At 40.5% G+C, this 19,531-nt stretch carries 12 protein-coding genes; 8 read left to right on the top strand and 4 right to left on the bottom strand.

Features of this window, described 5'->3' with window-relative positions:
• Positions 1 to 49: 49 nt before the first annotated feature.
• The gene (gene putA, locus MTF64_RS13340; RefSeq protein WP_248451687.1) at positions 50 to 3,853 is read right to left on the bottom strand and encodes a bifunctional proline dehydrogenase/L-glutamate gamma-semialdehyde dehydrogenase PutA; all 3,804 of its coding nucleotides are present in this window, start codon (positions 3,851 to 3,853) and stop codon (positions 50 to 52) included.
• 207 nt (positions 3,854 to 4,060) lie between these two features.
• On the opposite strand from putA, the gene MTF64_RS13335 reads away from it, so the two are divergent.
• A complete protein-coding gene (locus tag MTF64_RS13335) occupies positions 4,061 to 4,543 on the top strand; it encodes a winged helix-turn-helix transcriptional regulator (RefSeq protein WP_004587169.1) in 483 nt (160 codons plus the stop codon).
• A gap of 112 nt (positions 4,544 to 4,655) precedes the next feature.
• Here MTF64_RS13335 and MTF64_RS13330 read toward each other — a convergent pair whose 3' ends face one another.
• Positions 4,656 to 5,261: a TIGR04211 family SH3 domain-containing protein gene (locus tag MTF64_RS13330; RefSeq protein ID WP_024034313.1), complete on the bottom strand. Its 606-nt coding sequence runs from the start codon at positions 5,259 to 5,261 to the stop codon at positions 4,656 to 4,658.
• A 215-nt stretch (positions 5,262 to 5,476) separates the two neighbouring features.
• On the opposite strand from MTF64_RS13330, the gene MTF64_RS13325 reads away from it, so the two are divergent.
• From MTF64_RS13325 to MTF64_RS13315, 3 genes are all read left to right on the top strand, one after another.
• The gene (locus MTF64_RS13325; RefSeq protein ID WP_248451686.1) at positions 5,477 to 6,997 is read left to right on the top strand and encodes a CYTH and CHAD domain-containing protein; all 1,521 of its coding nucleotides are present in this window, start codon (positions 5,477 to 5,479) and stop codon (positions 6,995 to 6,997) included.
• Between the two features lie 163 nt (positions 6,998 to 7,160).
• A complete protein-coding gene (locus MTF64_RS13320; RefSeq protein ID WP_064386888.1) occupies positions 7,161 to 7,970 on the top strand; it encodes a phosphate/phosphite/phosphonate ABC transporter substrate-binding protein in 810 nt (269 codons plus the stop codon).
• Positions 7,957 to 10,203, top strand: coding sequence for an ATP-binding protein (locus tag MTF64_RS13315; RefSeq protein WP_248451685.1), 2,247 nt, complete (start codon positions 7,957 to 7,959; stop codon positions 10,201 to 10,203). The genes MTF64_RS13320 and MTF64_RS13315 overlap by 14 nt, the downstream gene beginning before the upstream one ends.
• A 17-nt stretch (positions 10,204 to 10,220) precedes the next feature.
• Here MTF64_RS13315 and MTF64_RS13310 read toward each other — a convergent pair whose 3' ends face one another.
• The gene (locus tag MTF64_RS13310) at positions 10,221 to 11,738 is read right to left on the bottom strand and encodes a carboxypeptidase (protein ID WP_248451684.1); all 1,518 of its coding nucleotides are present in this window, start codon (positions 11,736 to 11,738) and stop codon (positions 10,221 to 10,223) included.
• Positions 11,739 to 12,075: 337 nt separating this feature from the next.
• Between MTF64_RS13310 and MTF64_RS13305 the strand changes: the two genes are divergently transcribed.
• From MTF64_RS13305 to mrcB, 4 genes are all read left to right on the top strand, one after another.
• A complete protein-coding gene (locus MTF64_RS13305; protein WP_096042119.1) occupies positions 12,076 to 13,296 on the top strand; it encodes a response regulator in 1,221 nt (406 codons plus the stop codon).
• A gap of 221 nt (positions 13,297 to 13,517) precedes the next feature.
• The gene (locus MTF64_RS13300) at positions 13,518 to 13,856 is read left to right on the top strand and encodes a P-II family nitrogen regulator (protein WP_004587162.1); all 339 of its coding nucleotides are present in this window, start codon (positions 13,518 to 13,520) and stop codon (positions 13,854 to 13,856) included.
• Between the two features lie 12 nt (positions 13,857 to 13,868).
• Positions 13,869 to 15,098 (top strand): ammonium transporter, encoded by a 1,230-nt coding sequence (locus tag MTF64_RS13295; protein WP_004587161.1) that lies wholly within the window; start codon positions 13,869 to 13,871, stop codon positions 15,096 to 15,098.
• A gap of 149 nt (positions 15,099 to 15,247) precedes the next feature.
• The gene (mrcB, locus tag MTF64_RS13290; RefSeq protein ID WP_248451683.1) at positions 15,248 to 17,590 is read left to right on the top strand and encodes a penicillin-binding protein 1B; all 2,343 of its coding nucleotides are present in this window, start codon (positions 15,248 to 15,250) and stop codon (positions 17,588 to 17,590) included.
• 61 nt (positions 17,591 to 17,651) lie between these two features.
• Here mrcB and MTF64_RS13285 read toward each other — a convergent pair whose 3' ends face one another.
• Entirely contained in the window at positions 17,652 to 19,493 is a 1,842-nt protein-coding gene (locus MTF64_RS13285; protein ID WP_248451682.1) for a methyl-accepting chemotaxis protein, read from the bottom strand.
• Between the last annotated feature and the right edge of the window lie 38 nt (positions 19,494 to 19,531).

The following is a 19,531-nucleotide window of genomic DNA, read 5'->3' as shown; positions in this document are numbered from 1 at the left end:
ACTTTTAAGTGCCTTTTTTTACATTTTTAGTTAATTAGTACTAGATGGGCTATTCGTCATCTTCTACTAGGGTCATCAGTGAAGTATTACCACCAGATGCGGTAGTATCTATACTGATCGTTTTTTCAGTAATTAAGCGCTTAATCAACGTATCGTAATACTCTGAAGTAATTACTGGCAAAATAGCGCCTTTACGCTGTGCAAGTTGTTGGCTGAAGTAACCTAAACGAGACGAACGTGCAGCAACCACCGCACCCGCTAAGTGAGGGTGAGCCAAAATAGCTTGTAGTTGATTAGGTTTTGCAACCTGGAACACGCCCTCAGCAACGCCTGTGGCAATAAACTTATCTTTAAAGGCTACCGCTTCATCGTAAAATAGCTCTGATGCTACCGTAATTACTGTATTACCTGCAGCAAGTGCTGTGATGATTGAAAGCGCCCAAAAGTTAAATGACGTGCTTTTATCTGCATAACATACTACGCAACCACGTGCTTCAAGGTGCAAGGTGTTTGATTCACCAGTAGGCCCAGGCAAAGTAGTAAACTTACGCATGTGTTTTTCTAATCGGTTAAGTTGTGCACGCGCTTCTGAAAGCGTTAATGCCAAATCGTCCGCTAGGTCATCAATAATTTCGACCGTTGCTACTTTAGCAAGCAACTGACGAACAGCCGATACACGGTCATTTAACGGTGTTGCACGCCAAATTTTCTCATCGCGCATTGAGTTAGCCATTAGCTTTTCAACTTGCTCGTTTGCACCGCTGTAATGGTGTAAATCAAGCTCATCTGGCGTTAGGTTAGTCATTTGCACGTTATCAGGTGATGCTTTCTCTTTTACTAAGCGCTGCAGGTAGTTAGGGCCACCGGCTTTAGGGCCAGTACCAGATAAACCACGGCCACCAAACGGTTGCACACCGACAATGGCACCAATCATGTTGCGGTTTACATATACGTTACCCGCACGCGACATTTTAGCTAGGTACTCACAACGCTCTTCAATACGTGAGTGAACACCCATTGTTAAGCCATAACCTGTGTTGTTTATTTGGTCAATCACGTTGTCGATATCATTCGCTTTAAAGCGAACAATGTGCACACATGGACCAAATACTTCACGTTTAAGTACTGATAAATCTTCGATTTCGTATAAACGAGGGGCAAAAAAGTAGGCGCCATTTTCGGTGTTATCAGGGATCTTACATTCGTAATGAAGTGTTGCATTACCTTTTAAGTATTCAACATGATCATTTAGCGTTTTAAGGGCTTTTTCATCAATTACTGGGCCTACATCGGTAGAAAGTAATGACGGATCGCCAATATGCAGCTCGGCGAGTGCGCCTTTAAGCATTTCAATAATGCCATCGGCTACATCTTCTTGTATAAATAATACACGCAGTGCTGAACAGCGCTGGCCTGCACTTTGAAAACCTGAGCTTATTACATCATCAACAACTTGCTCTGGCAGCGCTGTTGAATCGACAATCATACAGTTTTGGCCACCGGTTTCTGCAATTAACGGTACTTGAATATCGTTACGCGCAGCCAGTGTTTGTGAAATAAGTGTGCCTGTTTCTGTAGAACCAGTAAACATAACTGCCTGAATACGCTCATCAGGTACAATTGTTTTACCTACCTCAGAACCACGGGCAATCACCGGCTGTACTACATGCTCTGGTAAGCCAACCGAAAGCATTAACTCAATAGCGCGAAGTGCGATTAAGCTTGTTTGCTCTGCAGGTTTTGCAATAACAGTATTACCAGTCACAATGGCAGCGGCCACCTGACCTAAGAAAATAGCAAGCGGGAAGTTCCACGGGCTAATACATAAAATTACACCGCGTGCTTCAAAGCGCTCATCGCTTGCAAGTTCTTCTGCACGTGCCGCGTAGTAACGACAAAAATCAACGGCTTCACGTACTTCGTCAATACCATCTTGCGCAATTTTACCGGCTTCTTTAATACATATAGCGACGAGCTCGTCGTGGTGACGCTCTAAAATATCTGCCACGCGGCGTAATAAATTAGCACGCTCTTTTACAGATGTTTGTGACCATGACTCAAACGCCGCTTCTGCATTGGCCAAAATGTCTTTCATCTCATCGCCAGATTGGAGTTTAACGTGGCCGATGATTTCGTTGTGATTAGCTGGGTTTTTAACCGCTAATGCGCCTTCAGGTACTTGGCTTTGATCAATTAAATGCTCGTTAAACCAGCTTTCAAGATTTTCTTTGAATGGTGTAATTACATTAATATCGGTTAAGTCCATGCCTTTAGAGTTAGCACGTTCGTCGCCGTATAAGTCGATTGGCATTTTAATTTGCGTATTGTACTTATTACGTAAACCTTGCAGTGTTTCTACTGGATCAGGTAGTAGCGACTCAACTGGTTTAGTGGTATCTACAATGGCGTTTACAAACGATGAGTTAGCGCCATTTTCTAGTAAACGACGTACTAAGTAGGCAAGTAGGTCTTCGTGCTGGCCAACGGGTGCATAAACACGGCATTGAATTTTTTCTTCATTTACGATTTGGTCAAATAAAGATTCGCCCATACCGTGTAAACGCTGGAATTCAAATCCGGTGTTATCGCCTTTAGCAACTTCTAAAATAGTGGCTGCAGTGTAAGCGTTGTGTGTTGCAAATTGCGGGTACAGTACATCGCGTGCTTCTAGCATTCTAATAGCACAGGCTTTGTAAGATACATCGGTAGTTGCTTTACGCGTAAATACTGGGTAGTGCTCTAAACCATCTTGTTGCGTGGTTTTAATTTCTGTATCCCAGTAGGCACCTTTTACAAGGCGAACCATCATTTTACGGCCTACACGAGTAGCAAGTTCAGTTACCCATTCAATAACAAAAATAGCGCGCTTTTGGTATGCTTGTACGGCTAAACCAAAACCTTGCCAGTTACCTAAATCTTCATCGCTAAATACCGCTTCTATAACATCTAACGAAATATCTAAGCGGTCAGCTTCTTCAGCATCAACCGTAAAGCCAATGTCGTATTTTTTAGCAGCAAGCGCGAGCTCTTTCAGTTTAGGTACAATTTCGGCCATTACGCGGTCTTTATGCGTGAACTCATAACGTGGATGAATAGCAGAAAGTTTAACTGAAATACCTGGGCTTTTAACTGGGCCACGGCCATTTGCCGCTTTACCAATTGAATGGATTGCGTTCATGTAGCTGTCGAAGTAACGCTTGGCATCTTTCATTGTACGCGCGCCTTCGCCTAACATGTCGTATGAGTAAACGTAGCCTTTTTGCTCTTTTTCAGCAGCGCGTTCAATGGCTTCGTCAATGGTGCGACCCATAACGAACTGCTTACCCATAATTTTCATGGCAAAGTTTACAGATTTGCGGATCACAGGCTCGCCTAAACGACCTATGGTCTTTTTAAGCATGCCAAATTGCTGTTCTTTGGTTTTATCTGTGTAGTTAACCATTTTACCGGTTACTAATAATCCCCAAGAAGAAGCATTAACGAATAAAGAATCGCTGCTTCCTAAATGAGAACTCCAATCACCTTTAGCAAGCTTGTCACGAATTAACGTATCTTGCGTGGCTTTGTCTGGTACGCGAAGTAGGGCTTCGGCCAAACACATTAACACTACACCTTCCTCACTAGAGAGTGAGAATTCATTTAAAAGTGCGTCTACACCGCTTTGACCGTCTTGATCTTTTCGAATGTTTAAAACAATCTGGCGAGCTCTTTCCCATGCACGGCTTCGTGCTTTAACACCCACTTCTGCAAGTGGTAAAATATGATCAATAACAGCATTTTCATCAATGCGGTAAAAATCACGAATTTTCTGTCTTGTAGGACAGGTTGTTGTCAAATCGCCATTGAATAACATAAGCAACCCTTAGGAATGTTAATATGTAAATAGTAGAACAAAATTTATGTGCTTGGGCTGTTGAGCTAAAGCAACTTTGCTACCAATAAATTACCAGTGATGTAATGCGTGCATTCTAATTAAATTTCAGCAGAATATGCTGGTTAAATTTCACGATTTACGATAATTTACAGGGCATATTTTCAACTTATCCGTATAAAATTCTGTATGACAAGTCCAAATAGATTACGCCTGCTTGATCGTATCGATTTAGCAATATTAGACGTTCTTCAAAAGAACGGCAGAATTTCTAATGTTAACCTAGCAAAGCAGGTTAATTTAAGTCCTAGTCCATGCCTTGACCGTGTAAAACGTTTAGAGCAAGAAGGCTATATAGAAGGGTACTTTGCAAAGCTTAGCGAACAAAAGCTGAATCAGAGCTTAGTAGCGCATGTGCAAGTATCGCTGGTGACATCTAACACGGCCGTTTTTAAAGTATTTAAAGAGCATATACTTAAAATTGAGCAAGTTGTAGAGTGCGATATGGTAGCGGGAGGGTACGACTACCTGCTAAAAATTAGGGTCTCGGATATGGATGAGTATCGACAGGTGCTAGGAGACTTGGTCGATATTCCGGGAGTAGGTACTCACCATACTTACATGGTAATAGAAAAAATTAAGCAGGATCCTGGTTTACGTTTGGATGTTTAAAAACCAAATGCTTATTGCAATACATTACACACACATTAAAAAAGCACCTAAGGGTGCTTTTTTAATGATTAGCCAGCGGCTATTAAACTTAGTTAACCAAGGTTTAGGTTAATTAAGCCCACCCTTCGTAGCGCTTACGGCGCGAAAGTACAACGGTAAGTATAATACCTAAAAACAAACCTATAAAAGCAATAGCGCCACCATAAGTAAGTAGTTGGCGTTTTTCTTTTGCAGTGGCAGCTTGTTTTTGAGCACGTTCTTGCTCAAGTGTTGTTTGCAGCTCAGTAATTTGTTGATTAAGCAACTTGTTTTGATTAGTTAAGCTTTGATTATGTTCTTGTAACTGAGGTAGCTCAACTTGTGCTTGGCGTAGTTTGTTTTGCACTGTGCTCATTTCGCTACTGAGTGTTTGATACTGCTGATGAAGCCCTGGCGTTTGCGATATAAATTTAGACTCAACCCAACCTTCACGGTCTTTATCGTCTTTTATTTTTATAAAGCCGTTTTCTTCTTTTGATAGCACGGTTAATTTAGTACCCGCATCTACAGAGCCAAGTAAGCGGTAGTTTTTACCTGCGCCAGAGCGCATAAAGGTATATAGATTATCGATTATATAAGCTGAATTTGCATCTGATGAATTGGCTGTTTGAGCTTCTTGTGCTTGGCTTATAAACGAGGTGGCTGTTAAAAGTAGCCCTAGTAAACAGTGTTTTAGCATTTATCTACCTTGTTAGTCTATCCGTGTCCGTTGTGGTTGTGATTGAGATTTTCACATAAGTAGTGAGATAGTATGGATTAAACGCGTTAATAGCAAGGTTGATATTGTAACCCAGTGCGGGCGTTGCTCAGCCAAAAAGGTTAAAAAATTTGCAAAATGAGGTGGCTTTGTTTATTTTGAGCACTTATTTATTTTAAAGGTAATCCTCAACCCTAATGGATACTGAGATAGAACTGAAGTTTTTGGTATCAGATGCCGTTGTTCCACTGATCCCCTCGCTAATCACACAATTTGCTAAAACGGTTATTAATAAACCTTCACGTAGTTTGCAAAATGCCTATTACGATACCCCAAGTAGAGAGCTAAGAGCCCTTGATATAGGTTTTAGAACCCGCTGTGCCGACAGTAAATGCGAACAAACAATAAAGCTTGCTGGCGAAGTTGTGGGTGGGCTACACCAACGTCCTGAATACAACTTACCCATTGAATCAAGCCGTCCTGATTTATTAGCATTTAGTAATGCTATTTGGCCTCATGGTATGCAAGTGAATGCTATTAGCGATAATTTATATCCTATTTTTAGCACTAACTTTATTCGTCGTACTTGGTTAATAGAAACTCCAAATGGCGCAAAAATTGAAGTCGTGCTAGATAAAGGCGAAATAGCAGCATCGGGTAAGGTTGATATTATTAGCGAGCTAGAAATAGAGCTTGTTGAGGGCAACAGAGACGAGCTATTTGCTTTGGCAGATAAACTTGTTAGCCAAAACTGTATTCGTTTAGGGCTTTATTCAAAAGCAGCTAGAGGCTACCGACTAGCCGATGAAACACCGCTTAAACCAAGTAAGTCTATTGGGTTTGTAAAATTAAAAAAACAAGCAACTCAAGAGCAAGCACTAATAGAGGCCATGAACTTTGGTATTCGTTTTGTGCAAAAGCATGAGCAGTGTTACTTTGACAAGCCAAGTTTAAAAACGCTCAAACGTGTGACTGATGGCATTAGTTTAATTAGGCATAATTTTTGGTTGTTTGACGATATTGTAAGTAAAGACAGTACTGAGCAATTAAGAACAGAGTTAAAGTGGCTGTTAAGTGAATTAGCTTGGGTTGAAAATGCAATTCAGCTAAAAACTTATACATCTAAACGCCATGCATTTTATAAAAAAATAAATGCAGCGCCTGCATTAGCGCAAGTTATTAACGATTTAAAAGAGCTACAGCCAAGCATTGATGATATTAATGCTTTGTTTCAAAGCGCGCGATACAATCGTTTATTGCTGTCGTTGACTACTTGGTTGGTAGATAAACAATGGCGTAAGTTTTGGGGGCAAACTCAACTACAGGCAGCAGAGCAGCCAGTAGCTAAAATTGCAAAACGTTTATTTAATAAAGATTGGCAAAATTTAGATAAGTTACTTCCTAAAGAGCAAACGCTTACAGCACAAGATTATTTAAGCTTACGCACCCAATTAGAAAACAGCTTATTAAGCGGTAATTGCTTAGGGTCATTGTTTGACAAAGAAGAGCGCTTAGAGTTTAGGCTACCGTGGCTGGATATTTCTCATGGTATGTACGAGCTCAGCACGCTGGAATATTTAAAGCAGCTTTGCGGCGGGCAAGAAGACGAGCAGTTGGCTAAAATTCAACAGTGGCTAGATCAAAAGTCAGATTACTTAGTCAGTGCAATGGAGCAAAGCCGTTTAGCGTCTTTTGATATAGAGCCGTACTGGCAGTAATATATTTAAGCAGGTGTGTATTGGCGCCTGCTTTTATCTTTTTGTTGAAACTTTCTTAAACCTCCTTAATTAAATAACCTCTTAATTTCTACGTAATAAAAATGGTGCGTTAGTCACTCGTTAACTATGCTTATAGTCATAAACCTACAACGGTAAGACTAATATGAAGTGTAGTGTTGTTTTGCTTTTTTTATTCAATAGTATGGGTGTCTATGCTCAAACCTTTACTTTTGGTGTAGTTCCGCAATATGAGCCTCAAAAACTCACTGCAATATGGCAGCCCTTTCTTAATAAAGTAACCGAAAAAACAGGCGTGCAACTACAGCTTGTTACCGTGGAATCAATCCCGGTTTTTGAGCAAGGTTTTGCAGATGGCGATTACGATTTTGCTTATATGAACCCATGGCATAGTGTGATTGCTTACGACAAGCAAGGCTATTTACCAATAGTGAAAGATGCTGCGCGCCATTTGCAAGGCGTATTAGTGGTCAATAAAAACAGTAATATTGAATCCGTTAAGCAGCTTGAAGGCGCCGAAATTGCTTTTCCTGCGCCTAATGCGTTAGGCGCTTCTTTATTAATGCGGGCGGAGCTTGCCCTATTGTATGGCTTAACAATAAAGCCTGTGTATGTTCAAACGCACTCATCTGTTTATTTAAATGTGGCACTTAACGCAACGCCTGCCGGCGGCGGGGTGATGGGCACATTAAAGCAACAGCCTCAAAATTTGCAGCAAAAGCTAAAAGTTATTTACAAAACGCGTAAGGTTAGCCGCCACCCCATTGTGGTTCACCCTAGAGTAAATAATCAGGTACAAGCGCAAGTTCAACAAGCAATTATAGAAATAGGGAGCGACCCTAAACAAAAACACTTATTAGCGGGTATTCCTATAATTAACCCAAGTAAAGCAAGCATTGACGATTACAAACAATTAACGCAATGGGGTTTACGCTCGTTTTATGTTGAAAATTAACTGGTGGCGCAGCCTAAGGGTTCAAAGCTTTATTGCGGTAATGGCATTTGGCTTTTTATTAATATGCTTATTTATTTTTTACGCTTTGCCAGAGCAAGCTAGGTGGGTAAACGATGGCCTTTCTAGCGCAGCGCAGCGCTCTTTACAGCAACTATCTACATCAATAAAAACCCCTTTATTAACTCGCCAATACGCACAGCTGTATGAGCAAATAGACGCGCAACTTAATACAAACCCTAATTGGAAAGCAATTAGGGTAGTAGAGCCTTCTACAGGTAATCAGTTATATCCTTTAGATGAGTGGCAGCTGTTAGCGCAGCAGGGCAATGTTACGTTAAATGAGCGCATCACTTTTTTAGATAAACCTTTGGCTGAAATAACGTTAGTCGTTAATTTTGAGGACGAAATAAACGAAGCGGCCAAGCTACATTACACGTTAATTTATATTCAGTTTTTTATACTTGTGGTGTTTTTTATTGGCTTAGCTTGGTTGGTCGATTATAGAATTACCAGCCCTTTACGGGCGCTCGAAGTCGCCTTTTCTAAACTGGCTAAAGGGAACTTTGACTGCCACGTTAGCGTTCAGCAAAAAAATGAGATTGGCAGCGTCATAAATGCATTTAATAAAATGGCCGGTGAGGTTGCTACTAATCATCAAAAAGTAAACGCGCTGAGAATTCAAGCCGAGTCGGCCAGTAAGGCTAAGTCTGACTTTATGGCGAGTATGAGCCATGAGCTTAGAACGCCGTTAAATGCTATTTTAGGGTTAGCGCAGCTTTATCAATATGACCGTAAAGCAACCGAGGTACACAAAGACAATGCGCAAAGTATTTACCAAGCTGGGGAGCATTTACTTTTACTAATAAACGACGTGCTAGATTTAACTTCTATTGAGTCGGGGAATATGCAGTTTAATTTTGAATATGCCCCCGTGAAAGACATGCTACAGCATAGTATTGAAATGGTGAGCGAACTTGCCAGAGTTGAGCTTGTTACTATAAATACTCACAATATTGACTCCCTTGAAGGTATTTACTTATATGTAGATAAGCGCCGTTTTAAACAGGTATTGCTTAATTTACTTTCCAACGCAATAAAATATAATAAAGTGCGAGGTAAAATAGATATACGCTGCGAGATTGCTGATTCAAGCCGCTGTAATATTGATATTGAAGATACAGGGTGCGGTTTTTCAGAAGATGATATTTTAAGGCTTTTTAAGCCCTTTGATAGACTTGGGGCAGAGACCAGTAAAACACATGGTACGGGCATAGGTTTAGTTATTACTAAAGAGCTTGTAGAGCGTATGCAAGGGCAGCTACAAGTAAATAGCCAAATAAATAAAGGCGCGTGCTTTACCATTAGCTTTAATAGTTTTAAAGAAAGCGCTTTAACCACTATACAAGCTGATGAACCGATAAATCATCCCAGCAGTGAGCCCGCAGGCTCAGCCATAGGTAAACTCCCAGTATTAAATGTGCTGGTGGCAGAAGATCAACTGACTAATCAGCAGGTTTTAAAGCAGCAACTGACCATGCTTGGTGTTAATTCAACGTTTGCAAATAATGGCGAACAGGCCTGGCAAATGCTCCAAGATAATTGTTTTGATATGCTACTTACCGATATTCAAATGCCGTTGTTAAATGGCCTTGAGTTGGCTAAAAAAATCCGAAAAAACACACAGTTCAATGAGCTAATAATTATTGCTGTTACGGCCAACATAATGGAAAAAAACATACAAGATTGTTACAGCGCTGGGATGAACGGTTTTTTAACTAAACCGATAGAGCTTGAAAGCCTAAAAGCACTGTTGATGAAACACTCGCAAGGCATTGTTCCTTCGCATACACAGCCGCTGCAAATCACAGCGCAAGCAAGCTCTATGTACAGTCAATTAGATATGCCTTTATTGTTTTCGATGTTAGGAAAAGATACGCATGTACATTGTTTAGTCTTTCAGGCGTTTTTACAGACCGCTTATGAGCAAGTTAAATTAATTGAAGCATATACACATAGTTTAAATTATGCCGATTTATCTTTTCAGGCGCATGGTTTAAAGTCATCTGCTAAATCGGTTGCAGCGTTAAAGTTAAGTGATACCTGCCAGCAGATAGAAAGCTTAGCCGCGCAAAATAAGGTCGATGAAGCGTTATTATTTGCACTACAAACAGGATTTAATGAAGTGGTTACACAGTTAAAAGTGTACTGTAATAAACATGAGGCATCTTCGTAATGCCTCATGTAATGGCCTTAATATTTAGCGGCCTGCCCTTTAGCGGGTAGGGAGCTTAAAATGAAGTCGCGTAAGTCGTTATTAGAAAGCTTAAGATCTTCATGTCGTAGGTACATCATATGGCCGCTGCGGTACCCTTTAAAGCTTAACCTGTCTTTCATTTTTCCACTTGGGTCAAGCTGCCATAACGTGTATTTAGCATCAAAGTAATTTGTTGCGCCATCGTAGTAACCCGCTTGAATCATGACGTTTAAATACGGGTTTTGCGCCATCGCTAAACGTAAGTTTTCGCCGGTATTATTTTTACTGCGATCCCATGGGTGAACATTGCCAAATAAGTTGTATTTTACATCCGTTTTATAGTTGAGCTCTTCACGCAGGTAATAGTTAATTGCAGGCGTAAATGAGTGCAGCCAAGAGGTAAGCTCAGCCCAGTAATCAGGTGATTCGCCAGCATCGCGTTTATCAATACCTAAATAGCGCGAATCTAGACGCCCGACAGTTTGTCCGCGCTCACGTAAAAGTTCTTTCCAAAAAAATCGAGTGGGAATATCTAAGTTGTTTTGCGCTACAAACTGCTCTGAAAGACCAGCATATTCGGCCATTTTCTTTATTATTTGGCGTTTTTTATCGGCATCGATAAAGCCACCTTTAGCGAGGGCAGGAATAAGCTCATTAATAGTGAACTGTTCTACCTCGGGTAAAAGTTCATTGAGATCTTTTTCTTGCAAGTTTTTATTCAGTGCTTTGTGATACCACGCAGTTGCAGCAAAATAAGGTAAGCGATTAGCCGCTTTTATAGGGCCGTCGCGTTTTATACCAATATCGGTCGGCGATACTAATACCACCCCATTAATGTACATCCATTGACTGTTTTGTAGTTCATGGGCAAGGCCTGATACACGAGTAGTGCCGTAGCTTTCTCCAATTAAAAACTTAGGTGAGCGCCAGCGCTCGTTTCGGTTAACAAAGGTATTTAGCCATTCAGCTAAGTATTTTATGTCGGCATTCACACCAAAAAAGTGCTCTTTTTGTTGCTCTTTCGAAAGCATTTCACCTTTGGCGTTTTCTACTACGCGTGAATAACCTGTATTTACCGGATTTACATAAACAATATCTGCTACATCTAACACAGAGTAGGGGTTATCTTTTACGCCATAAGGCTGAATGGGGTAGCCTTCGTCATCAATTTTTAATACGCGTGGGCCAGTATAGGCTAAGTGCATCCATACAGATGCAGAGCCTGGCCCGCCATTAAACGATATCAGTAATGGGCGAGCTGCGGTGTCATCGACTTTATCTCGTGTGTAATAGGTATATTGTAATGTGGCAATGGCATCGCCATTATTATTCCATACCGGCTGAGTGCCTGTTTTAACTGTGTAGCTAAAGCGTTCACCATTAATTTTTGCTTTATGCTTAGTGATTACATGGCTATCAATGTCTATTTTTCGTTGGTTTTCTGCTGTTGCAGTACTGCTAAGCAATACCATGGCAAGCGCTAAGGTGTAACGAGTTAATTGGACAAGCTTCATTGTCGTTCCTTATTTTTGTTTAGGTGCTATTTAAAATAAAAAACACACAAATAACAAAAGTATTGAGATTAATGGTCGATAATACTGGTTAAGCCTAAGCTTATACACGCCGACATTGTTTATTTAGGGATAATTTATCCTAGCGTGTTTAGCTTAGCTAAAAAATCAAGTATATTTGGTCGACTTTGTATTTAAATTAAATACAAGCCTTGCGCTTAGATTAATGGACTTAGCCTACTTACTGGCTACATAAACAGAACTTTATTGGATGTTTTTCATAACTTGTCGCTTTAGTGCAAGTTTAAGTACGTAAAATAACAAGATTAAAGAGAAGTTTATGCAAAGAGTATTAGTGGTTGAAGACAGTAAAGTAGTGCAGCAGGTGCTACGCCACTTATCGGCTCAATATTTAGATGTCGCTGTCGATTTTGCCTGGTCATTAAATGAATGCCAAGACTATATTGAGAAACATAAATACTCGCTGGCTTTAGTTGATTTAACTTTGCCCGATGCACCTAATGGCGAGGTCGCTAAATTCACACTTTCACACGCCATTCCTACTGTGGTACTTACCTCAAAAATTGATGAATATAAGCGCCAACAAATGCTAGAGCTTGGTGTTATTGATTACGTAATAAAAGACAATCGCGATTCATACCATTACGCTATCAAGTTAGTAGCTCAGCTTCTGAGAAATCAAGGCTGTAAGGCGTTGGTTGCTGATGATTCAATGCTAAGCCGCTCCTTAATGAAGCAAATGTTAGAAAAGCAATTATTTGATGTAACCGATGCGCAAGATGGTCAGCAAGCACTCGAAATAATAAAAAGTAACCCTAATATAAAATTGCTCATGACCGATTATGCGATGCCATTAATGGATGGCTTTGAACTGGTTAAAGCGGTGCGTAATTTTAGAGGGCGTGATGATTTGGCCATTATCGGGCTTTCGGGGGCAGGTAAACATGGGTTATCGGCTCGGTTTATTAAATACGGTGCCAACGACTTTTTAACGAAGCCATTTATGAATGAAGAGTTTCATTGTCGTGTTATGCAAACTATGGAGCAGTTGTCACTGATTGCGGATATTAAAGAAAGTGCTTACAGAGACTATTTAACGGGTATGTATAACCGCCGTTATTTTTACCAATATGCAGAGCAACTATTAAAAAAACAACAGCAAAACACGCTTGCATTACTCGATATAGATTTTTTTAAAAACATTAATGACACCTTAGGCCACGAAGCGGGCGATCAGGCACTAAAGCAGGTAGCCACATTAATTAAAACTACGTTTTCTAAGTTTATTGTTGCGCGGGTGGGCGGCGAAGAGTTTGCCATTATATTAGATGATATAGACACGGCGCGTGGGCGAGAGTACTTAGAAGGCTTTAGAAAAAAACTCGCTAAGCATGAGTTTTTAATCGATGAAAAACCGTTTTCTATCACCATCAGTATTGGTGTGGCTGATTTTCAAAGTACTGATTTAACACAAGCCATGCGCATCGCTGATGCTGCCCTTTATGAAGCCAAAAACAATGGCCGAAACTGTGTAGTGTAGATATAAAAAATAACATTAATTACAAGCTAGTAGGGCGTCACTTTTGGAGATGCACCAATGTAGCTAAGTTGTTAAAAAAGCGCACCTTGATGGTGCGTTTTTTTTGTTTTTAATTTACTATTCATGATTATCTTATTGATATTAAACGTTTTTTAATAGTGGCACAAAGGTTGGATTATGTAAGTCAACAGGATAACAATAAAGCGTCCGAGGGGGCCACTATGAAAATGATTAGTGCAATCATAAAACCATTTAAATTAGATGATGTGCGTGAAGCGCTCGCTGATTTAGGTATTGAAGGGATGACCGTAGTTGATGTTAAAGGTTTTGGACGTCAACGAGGCCATACAGAGCTGTATCGTGGAGCAGAGTATCAGGTAGATTTTATTCCTAAGATCAAACTTGAAATTGCTACTCGTACTGAAAATTGCCAACGCGTAGTTGAAGCAATTACCAAAATTGCATCAACAGGCAAAATTGGTGACGGTAAAATTTTCGTGTACGACTTAGATCAAATTGTGCGTATTCGTACGGGCGAACTTGATGAAGAAGCAATTTAAGGGGGCTGATTAATGGAAAACACAATTGTAGAACTCAAATTTTCACTCGACACCTTTTATTTTCTGGTGTCGGGTATATTAGTAATGTGGATGGCAGCAGGTTTTGCCATGTTAGAAGCGGGTTTAGTTCGCTCTAAAAACACCACTGAAATTTTAACTAAAAACGTGGCGCTGTATTCTATCGCATGTACCATGTTTTTATTAGTTGGCTACAACATCATGTATGTAGACAACGCTGAAGGCGGCATTATCCCTTCAATTGGCGCATTAATTGGCACGCAAGCGGCCGATGCTGACCACTCTTTAGAATCTGACTTTTTCTTCCAAGTAGTATTTGTTGCAACGGCTATGTCGATTGTATCGGGTGCCGTGGCTGAGCGTATGAAGTTATTTGCTTTCTTAGCATTTGCAGTTGTTTTAACTGGCTTTATTTACCCAATGGAAGGTTACTGGACATGGGGTGGCGGTTTCTTATCAGAAATGGGCTTTGTTGATTTTGCAGGCTCTGCCATTGTTCATGGTGCTGGTGCTGCAGCTGCTTTAGCAGGTGTAATTTTACTTGGCGCTCGTAAAGGTAAATACGGTAAAAACGGTGAAATTTACCCAATTCCAGGCTCTAACCTACCACTTGCTACATTAGGTACGTTTATTTTATGGATGGGTTGGTTTGGTTTTAACGGTGGTTCGCAATTACTTCTTTCAGATAAAGAAAATGCAACGGCTGTAGGCCAAATTTTACTTAATACTAACGCTGCTGCTGCAATGGGTGCAATTGCCGCACTGTTTGTATGTAAAGTGTTATGGGGTAAGGCAGATTTAACTATGGTATTAAACGGCGCATTAGCAGGTTTAGTGGTTATTACAGCAGACCCACTTTCACCATCTCCATTAATGGCGTGTTTACTAGGTATTTTAGGTGGTTCACTGGTTGTATTTAGCATTGTAGCTCTAGATAAAGCGAAGATTGATGACCCAGTTGGTGCTATCTCTGTTCACGGTGTATGTGGCGCGCTAGGTATTATGTTAGTGCCTGTATCTAACGGCGATGCAAACTTTGTAACACAGCTTATTGGTTTAGTGACTATTTTAGCCTTTGTTTTTGTAGCTTCATTTATTGTGTGGGCTATTTTAAAGCAAACTATGGGTATTCGCGTAACCGAAGAAGAAGAGTTAAGCGGTATGGACCAACACGATTGTGGTGTTGATGCTTACCCTGAGTTTGTATCTGTTCGCAGTAACTAATATTAAATAGATTAATCATTGTGTTCACAAAGCCCTACCTTGGTAGGGCTTTTTTTCGTTTCAGGGAAGGTTAACTTTTCAGGTGTTAGGCTATAGCCAATATGCTAAGCTCACACTCGTGAATAAACCTTGGAATAAATTACATTTAAATGGCTGACAACAAAAAAACACCCAGTAGTAAAACCACTCCTAAGCGTGCACCTAAAGCAACCAGCTCGCCAGGTAAAGCTAAATCAAAAACGACTAAAAAAACGTCAAACACTGTTGTTAAACGCACATTTATGCGAAAAACATGGTCTGTTTTTTGGAAATTGAGCTTAGCTGTTTTTATTGCTATGGCCATGTATCTTATATATTTAGATTCAAAAACAACACGTATATTTGAAGGTAATAAATGGCAGTTACCCGCCCAAGTATACGCACGCTCAATGGAGTTTTACCCAGGGCAGTTTTTATCTAGCCAAGAGGTTGTGTGGGAGCTTGAGCGCCTAAATTATTCATCAGTTAACAGGCTAAGCCGCACGGGGCAGTTTGTAAAAACAGCCGATAGCATAAAAATTTACCGACGCGACTTTGAGTTTTATGATGGCCTTGAAGAATCGCACATTATTGAGCTACGTTTTGCGGGGCAAAAGGTAGCAACCATTAAAGATAAATTTGGCAGGCGGCTAAACAGCGCTCGCCTAGAGCCTGTGCAAATAGCCCGTATTGGAAATGATTCAAAGCAAGATAGAGAGTTTGTACCGCTTGATAAGTTTCCGCCTATGTTGAAAGACACGTTATTAGTGGTAGAAGATCGGGATTTTTATCAGCACCATGGTGTGTCGGTATTTTCTATTTTGCGCGCGCTTTATTCAAATATTAAAGCAGGGCGTACCGTGCAAGGTGGTAGCACCTTAACGCAGCAGCTTGCAAAAAATATATACCTAACGCGTGAGCGTTCTTTAGTGCGTAAAATAAATGAGGCATTTATTGCGCTTATTCTAGATTACCGTTATTCAAAAGATCAGATTTTAGAAGCTTATTTGAATGAAGTTTACCTAGGACAATCTTATAACCAAGGCGTGCATGGCATGGGCTTGGCCTCTGAGTTTTATTTTTCAAAGCCTGTTGATGAGCTGGAATATGACCAAATAGCGCTGCTGGTGGCGATGGTCAAAGGGCCTTCGTATTACAATCCTCGTCGCTATAAAGAACGCACTATGGAGCGTCGCGACCTAGTACTGCGCTTAATGGTTGAAAACAAGCTACTAACTACAAAAGAATACCGTGCATCACTTAAACGCCCAATTGATATAGCGCCTATGAAAGCAAGTTTACAAAAGTCATACCCTGGCTTTTTAGAACTTGTAAACCGTGAGCTTAAGCAGTTATTACCTGATCAAAAAACACTAGATGCCGGTGTGCGTGTATTTACTTACTTTGATTTGCAAAAACAAACGGCGATGGAAGAGTCCATTCAAAAAAGTTTACCGTATTTAGAAAAACGCCCTAACACCGATAAACTCGAAGCAGCCATGATCTCAGTTAATGTAGAAAAAGGCGGTGTGTCGGCTTTAGTGTCGGGGCGCGATGTTCGCTACTCAGGTTTCAACCGAGTGCTCGATACTAAACGAAATATTGGCTCTTTAGTTAAACCCGCGGTGTACTTAACAGCCCTGCAGTTACCACATTATAACTTAGCCACATTACTTGATGACTCCCCTGTGCAGGTAACAAATGAGCAGGGTAAAGTGTGGCAACCTGAAAACTTTGATCACCAATACCGAGGTGCATTGCCACTTTATAAAGCCTTCAGTAACAGTATTAATATTCCTGCGGTAAATTTAGGCCTAGATGTAGGTGTTGATAAAGTAGCAAATACGCTCAAAGGGTTAGGAGCAAAAGGTAATATAGATGAATACCCCTCGCTGCTACTTGGTGCTGTAGAAATGTCGAGCTTTGAGGTTGCCCAGCTTTATACCACTATCGCAGCAGATGGCGAGTATAGAGAGCTTACTTCTGTATCTGCGCTAACAGACTCGGTAGGTAACGTTTTGTATAAGCATAAAGTTAAGTCTGAGCCGCGCTTTGCAAAAGACGCTGTATATATGACTAAATATGCCATGAAGCGAGTGACCAAAGACGGCACCGCTAAGCGTTTAAATTTACACTTTCCATCAATTCAGCTTGCCGGTAAAACAGGCACTAGTAATGATTTACGTGATAGCTGGTTTGCAGGGTTTGATCAAAACACAGTGACCGTTGCGTGGCTTGGTAGAGACGATAATAGAAGCACCGGTTTAACCGGTAGTGTGGGCGCGTTAGAAGCTTATATTCGTTACTTAAAACCGCTCAACCCTGAAGCAATAGCAGATACACGTCCGCCATCAATTAGATGGGCTTTCGTCAATGAAAGAACGGGTTTACAAGCACCGCCCGGATGCGGAAAAGTCATTCAGTTACCACTAAGAGCCAGTGAGTTTGAGCCTAGGCCGCAGTGTATACGCTAATAAAATAAAACCTTAATAATAAAACCGCTAACTCAGCGGTTTTATTATATTTAGCTTCCTATCAAGATTTAAAAAACTGCATTGATTTAGTTAAGTCATCAGATAGCTGACTAAGTTGCTGTGCGTCTTGCAGTGTAGATTGTGCAGAGAGAAGAGTGTGATCTGCTAAGTTACTGACTTCTTGTGCATCACTTAATGCTTGGGTGGTTGCGTTAGATTGCTCTTTAACCCGCAGTGCTATCTCTTCGCCTTGGTGTTTTATATCGCCCATGCTTTGCTCTGCATTTTGTAAAATATCGTTTGTTTCGGTGGCGGCTTTTACCGATTTTTCCATCTTCTGGACACTTGAGCGCATTTTTTGTTGTGTATCGTCAGAAGCTTGTTGGAGTGAGCTAATTATTTGGTGAATTTCTTGGGTTTGAGTTTGTGTACGCTGGGCAAGGGTTCTTACTTCATCAGCTACCACGGCAAAACCACGGCCATGTTCACCGGCTCGTGCGGCTTCTATTGCTGCGTTTAGGGCTAATAAATTAGTTTGATCGGCTATTTCGCTAATGCCTTTACTTACTTTACTAATTTCTTGGCTATCTTGAGCTAGTCTATCTAAGGCTTGTTGGCTTTCGGTAAATTCAACTTGAAGGTCTTGCATGTATTTGGCTAGTTCCATGGTGTTGTTAGAGCCTTGCTTTACATGTTGCGCGGCATCTTGCGCTGTTAACATCGCTTGATTAGCAGACTCTTCTACACTCACTGCACTTTGCTCCATATTACTTAGTGCATCATGAATAGCGTTTACCCGTTTTTGCTGTTTTTCAACATCGTTACTCGTTTGGCTGCTTGCCTGTGAAAGCGATTTAGTGGCGCCGCATAGCTCCACAGTACTTGCTTTTACATTCTCTAAAAGTTTTGAAAAGGCATTAAGAAGTGCGTTATATCGCGCTGCAATAATATCCATTTCATCATTAGTACTTGAGTTGATAACCGCATTTAAATCGCCATTTGCTGCTCTTTGCGCAGCTTCGGCAAAGCGATTAATGGTATCAACTACCGCAAAATAAAAACCAACCATTAAGTAAAATGCAATCAATAAACTAATTAATGATGCAGCTAATACAGTGTTTCTTGTCAAGCGTTGCGTGTTCAGTTTTTCATTTATTAGCGATTCAAGGGTAGGGATGCTTTTATCAATTAGTTGGCTAATACGACTAAGCACTTGGCTGGTAAGCCCTGCAAATTCGTTTTGTGTAAGCTGTATATCATCTGGTTCAAGCAGCTTTTTATCAATGGCTGTTTTAAAAGCGGCTATGGCGTTATGTAAGTTAGTGAGAGAGGGCGTGAGTGCTTTATTTACAGATGCATCGGCCGTGGTGGCAATTGTAAGTATTTTATCGAGTTGCTGTTGGTACAAAGGTAGCGACTTACTTAAGTTTGAAAGCGCAATAAAAGTCTCTGGTGTAAAACGCTGATTAGTAAGAACAGTATTAGCGCTTTGCGCTGTCGCATTTATCTGCATGATAAGCGCAGGTATAGGTGTAACTAATGCGCGATTAACATAAGCACTCGCAAGTTGGTTATCTAAGGCTAAATTAGACTGTATTGAAACCAGCTCAAGTACGTCATTAATTTGCTCATCTTTTACATTAAAACCACGTGCTTTAGCTACTTTTACATTTTTATAGGTTTCACCCTGCATTTGATTTGCAAGAATGTCTCTGTAGCTCAGTAATCCTTGTTTTTGCATTTGAGAGACGCTTATACTCTCGCTTAATAAAGAGACTAAAAAAAACAAACTAAGCGCAAGGGGTAATAATAAAATACCAAAAACTAAACCAATTTTAGTTTTATATTTTAAGTTGCCCATTAATGATATAGCAGGTGCTGCTATGTGCCTTAAGCTCGTCATACGTTTCTCTTGTGGGGTAAAAGTGAGTCTAAAAAGTG

The organism is Pseudoalteromonas sp. 2CM41L (genome assembly GCF_023161905.1).
In the GTDB taxonomy this organism is placed as follows: Bacteria; Pseudomonadota; Gammaproteobacteria; order Enterobacterales; family Alteromonadaceae; genus Pseudoalteromonas; species Pseudoalteromonas atlantica.
This window is presented reverse-complemented; position numbering and strand designations above follow the sequence as displayed.